The sequence below is a fragment of the Candidatus Stygibacter australis genome (assembly GCA_030765845.1).
GTDB classification, from domain to species: Bacteria; Cloacimonadota; Cloacimonadia; order Cloacimonadales; family TCS61; genus Stygibacter; species Stygibacter australis.
In genome coordinates this window covers 1-5,404 of sequence record JAVCDJ010000022.1, presented here as the reverse complement: position 1 = coordinate 5,404, position 5,404 = coordinate 1, and the positions used below count along the sequence as shown (strand labels likewise).

Annotated in this window: 3 protein-coding genes; all 3 read right to left on the bottom strand. The window is 40.4% G+C overall.

Annotated elements, in window-relative coordinates:
* On the bottom strand, positions 1–2,029 hold a 2,029-nt coding region (locus tag RAO94_01085; GenBank protein MDP8320922.1), incomplete at its 3' end, for a FlgD immunoglobulin-like domain containing protein.
* 2 nt (positions 2,030–2,031) lie between these two features.
* On the bottom strand, positions 2,032–4,245 hold the full coding sequence (locus RAO94_01080) for a hypothetical protein (protein MDP8320921.1): 2,214 nt from the start codon (positions 4,243–4,245) through the stop codon (positions 2,032–2,034).
* Between the two features lie 138 nt (positions 4,246–4,383).
* The coding region (locus RAO94_01075) for a hypothetical protein (GenBank protein MDP8320920.1) at positions 4,384–5,404 on the bottom strand (1,021 nt) is incomplete at its 5' end.

Below are 5,404 nucleotides of genomic sequence, written 5' to 3'. Positions count from 1 at the left end.
TCAGGTAAATTCCGCTGGAACAGGTATTATTATCACCATCGCAACCATTCCAGATGATAGAATGCTCTCCAGTAGCATATTGCTTGCTTGTGAGGTCTCTTATCTTTTGTCCTTTGATGTCATAAACACTCAGACTGGTTTGACCTGCATTTTCCTGCTGCCAGAATATTGTCGTGCTCGGGTTAAAGGGGTTGGGATAATTATAGAGTACTGGTGCTGGAGCTGAGATTTCATTTTCATCTTCATTCAGCAGATTATCAAAATAAAATGTCTCTTTCCTGCTCTCCAGATAAACATCTCCATAGGCAACAGCGACTACAAACTCATAATAATCTGATTCAGTGATCTCTGTCACTGTATATTCCGAAGTATCAACTGGCAAATTTATATATATCCAATCTGAAGCTGGTGCATCTACCTGTTTATATTTGAGCCAGAGCGTATCCGGGGTAGTTAAGCAAAACATATCTATAACCACCTGATGATTATCTATGCCAACGCTGTTCAATATGGGCACACAAGGTTCACCCATATATGGTGTCAGATCAAAATCAGAGTTATAAAAAGCAACAGCTTCATTACAGGTATTCTCCAGCTCTTCAGTATTTGTTCCAACGAATAATACGGCAGTTATATCAATAGATTCCAGTGGCGCCAGATCATACCGCTTAAAATAGTTTCCCTGCTCATCAGTTTCCAGATAATCCAATATGCCGTTCTCATCCATATCCCCTGTATGCGGCATTGCTCCATAAATTGAATACATAAAACGCGTATCACATCCATTTCCAGCAACCTGCCCATTAGGAAAATCCCTTAGTGATGTATATTTTTCATCATTAGGATTTCTATAAGTCATCAGCCAGTATTTCTCATTTGCTGTAAGTCCCGAAGGATTAAAATCCAAAGGATCGGAATCATCAGGTCCATCACCTACTTCCCACGCCCAGCAGGTATAGCCATAATCGAAGTTCAGCATTTTAGCAGCCAGTATGCTTTCAGATAATCCTTCATCTCCATCATAATCATAACTAAAGGCATATTCATAATCAGGTTCACCATTATAGCTGCTCACATCGTCATTATAAATATAATTCCAACCCAAAGGTCCTATATCAGCATCGATCATCAAACCATAACTCAAATATTTCAAACTGTCTATCGCAGAGGTATTTGTAATTTTCCAGTTAACATATACGATATTCTGCAAACTGGCAACCGGATAGCTCCAGGTTTGCTGTTCCACTGCCAGTCCCAGAGGATAATGACTGCTCATGCTTTTTTGATTTCCCCAGTCTCTATCTATAGCTGTACCAAAGGGACTGTAGTCATAATAATATGCCAAAGTAGTTTCAAAGCCAGGATAGCTATAATCCTCATCAAACTGTCCATCCCCATCATCATCATAAGGAATAGTAAAACACCAGTTACCGTAAATATCTTCTTGCGCCCATGGTCTGCCCAGATCATCTTCATCGATAAGTCCATCATTATCATCATCAATGCCATAGAATTGCCCCGCCTGCTGCATGAGCACATCTAACCCGTTATAATACTGATAATTTTCTGCATGATAGGTTTCCAGCGGATTATAAGCAGGCAGAAATTCCTTCAGATCAAGATCGCCATCATATCCAGTAGTTGTTAAAGTATCTAATACAACTTTCAGGTCAGGTGTCCATTCCTCATCGGTTTCAGTAACTACATCATTCTCATCCTCAGGATTGGGCAGCCAATATAATAATTGCCCTGCTCCATTACGGCGATAGCGTAAACCACTCACCCAGAGACTTCCCTGATGAAGATGTTCACAATATCCCTCATTATAGAGATTGGGCCAGACTAACCCATGCTGACCGCCATCAACTTTCCCCATCCAGCCATAATTTGTCACATTCAAGCCCAAATTTGAGCATTCCAGAATATTATAATAGTCAAGATCTCGAGTGGGCAGAGGTTCAATCAGGCTTCTGCCGGATGCATAGGATAATGTTAATAATACTGCAATAATTATTATTAGCTTCTTCATATTTACCTCCTCCCGGTAAAAATATCATCAAACATTTCCTGCAAATCCTCAGGTACTATATAAGGCAGGCTAAATCCAAATATCCAGGATTGACTGGAATTATAAACATTATTAATAGCTACTGGTTTGTCATTCAAATAATTATAATCCTCCAGCGAGGGAGGGAAAGTCTCTGCATCCACTGGTTTGCAGTCATACAGGTAAATTATATTTGAACTGATCCCTTCTTCGTTGAAGATGCAGCAAGGACCCAGACCCTGGGTGATATTTACTAAATCATTCCAACTGGGCAGCATAAGTCCTAAAAAATTCATGTCTCCTGTCGGGTTTGCTCCTATAAAATAAGGATTGGTCAAAGGTGACTGACTAACACATTCCACATTATCTTCTTCCTCCGATAGCTCTATTCCCCAGTAGTCTTCAAATACTCGTACTGATTTAGCTGTTGCATGATTGAGTGCACTGTTATATAAATTCCTTAAATCACTGCCAGCGCTGAATATCAGGTTACTTCCCTGTGTATGGATATCATAGAGATTATTAAATAGCCCATGATGTATCCCTGCTCCACGCTTGTCCTGATGGATGATTATCCATTTATACGGTAACAGGTCACTTCGTGCTAATAACATATCCTCAAAATTCAGTTTACTATTATTAGTTAAAATCTCCTGAGAAGATAAGGACTGCTCCCACAGATCAATTTGGGTTATACTTCCAGGATAGTTGCCCACTGCTTCCAGATAGATAGTATCAAGAATAACGTCAGGTGAAAAATTACTATCATAATCAAGATCAAGGATCAGCAGATCGTCCCGGTTTTCAGGTTCAATATATTCATAGATAGTGAGGGCAAATTCGGCTGGCTCTGCATCAACATTGCCAAAGTTATCCGCTGCCCGAACTCGGAATACATGTTCTCCAGATGGCAGGTTTTCCAGCCTGATCTTCTCACAATCAGGATATAATGCTCGTATCCGCAGCCAACCAGATTCTACTTCTTCTGCCGCTGATCCATAAAAATCTGTTGCCGGTGCCAGCCCATCAAGCTGGATTTCATAATATTCTACATTCGCTGAATAATTAGTTGTACCTTCTGGATTGGTCAGTAGATTAATTTCTTCATCATAAGGTGAATTAGTGATTTCGGGATTGATATATTGATTAAGTCCATATTTACCCCAGTAACCCCATTCCAGATAGACCTTCAGATCGTCACTGCCTATCAAAGTATATTCTCCCGATAAATCAATATTTAATGGTGTTGCATAATGCCCCTCACCATTAACTGTCTCCTGTGGCAGCCCATCATAATATTCCAGAAAATCAGGTTTATCAAGATTATAGTGATATTCACCTAAAACCCAGCAGGTATTGTAAATATAACTTATAGAGGCTTCTTCCTCAGGATTTCTACCATTATAGATAATAGTTTCCGGCTGGTTAACCTCTCCCGTGCAGGCAAAACTCACACTTGCCGGATTATCAATGTCTGCATAACCGGATCGCGTGACTACATACACTTCCAGTTGATACAATTCTTCATCACTCAGCTGAGCAAGCGAAGGCTCACTATCTGCTGATAAATTTAAGATTCTTATATCTCTCTGAGTTATTGAATTATACCAGTCACCAGTAGTTTGAACTATTCCATCCAGATCAGTTACATTTAGCCGATACATAAAATGATGAGCATACATACCATCAGTTAATAGACTGCTGACCGCTTCTGTAAGTTTGAACTGATAACAATTACCAATTTCCAGACCAGTAGCTGGAGCCAGGATATTTGTGCCGATCAAGCGCCGGTCAGAAACTTGCACACTGCCTTCCTGCTGGTCTTTATCTCTATATTCAATTTCTATATATTCTATGGCATCAAGCACTTTGCCATCTTCTATAACAAAGTTGAAATCCAGTTGGGGACTTTGCAGCCAGCATTTGCCATCTAAGATATACCAACCCTCAGCATTAGTTTCCCATTCTTCAGCCATATTTCCCGAAAAAGTATGAATACGCAGTCGATATTCTTCCAGATTATCAAGGTCGATAATTAATTGCTGTCGGTAAATTAGATCATTGGCAGAAGACTGCTCAATCGTCTCCCCGTTTAAAATAAATACTCCAGTTGACGTGTTAGAATTTTCCTCAGTTGGATTTTGAAAGCTGCAGGACGAAATAACAACTAATAGAGCTAATAATATAATCTTATTCATGTTATCCTCCACAAACATATCATCTAAACAGCGATTTTATTTGTCAAGGGAAAATATAATTATTTATGGACATTATGGACTCAATGGACACTATGGACACGTCCATTCCGTCCATAATGTCCATCTTGTCCATAAGATTTAGAATATCGGTTGTTGCCACACCTTATCGCTGACACCATAGCGGAGATATCCCGCTGCTTCCACCAGATCACCCAGAGTTTCTATTCCCGGCAGCCAGTTATCCGGTGCCAGATGTTCCAGATCAAAGCTTAGTTCTGCTGCTGCCCTGATCACGGCACTTGTCCATAAATGCAGGATACCAGTTGCTTTTCGCGTTTTCTTGAAATGATTATCCAGCCATCTGGATTGATAGATCTGCCAGGAAATCAGAAAACCAAAGTCCACTACCTTCCAGCAGTCTCTGATATGCGGATATATCAGGCAGAAATAGTGCGTTTGCGGGTTCTCTGCATGACTTGCTGCGCTGCGTGAATACATCATGTCAGGCTGGCTGCCCTGATAAATATAAAGATTTTCTGCTGCTTTACCAGACACGCTGCGGATATAAGTAGTTCCTTTCAAACAGCGAGGGTAGCGTTTTAAGCTGACAAAATCCGGTTCAGGAAGTGCCAGAATTTCTTCCAGATGTGCATTAAACCAGGCATTGTAGACGGTTTCAAGAGCGGATTCCGCTGATATCACGATAACTTCCCGCTCGCTGTATAACTCATCATTATGCCAGCACTCAAGCTGATAATTGTCCGCAGATGCAAAACTGTATTCTTCCTTCGTGCGTGGTGCCAGTTGCCGGATAAAGCCCATACCATTAACTTTTATTTCATATTCACCTTTTTCCCGCAATTTATAAAAGGTATTACATGTGAATTTATATTCTCCTGCATACACAAAATAAGGTGTGTAATAATAGATTTTATTGATGATGGATTTATAATCAGTATGGCGGGGATTTGATATTACGGCTGCCTTACGGGCAATTTCATCGCTGCGGCGACTGAGCACAGTAGGCTGATATTTCTCCTTATACTGGTAGGGATAACTGTATCTTTCGCCATTACGCTTCCGCCGGTAAACCGTGTCACCCAGTTTACCAAAAATAGTAAAACGTCTCTGAGCATAATTCGCAAAACCGCTGATCTTT

What these genes read in the sequence shown, in the direction of transcription:
- RAO94_01080 (MDP8320921.1), bottom strand. Translation starts at nt 4,245, where the DNA reads ATGAATAAGATTATATTATTAGCTCTATTAGTTGTTATTTCGTCCTGC.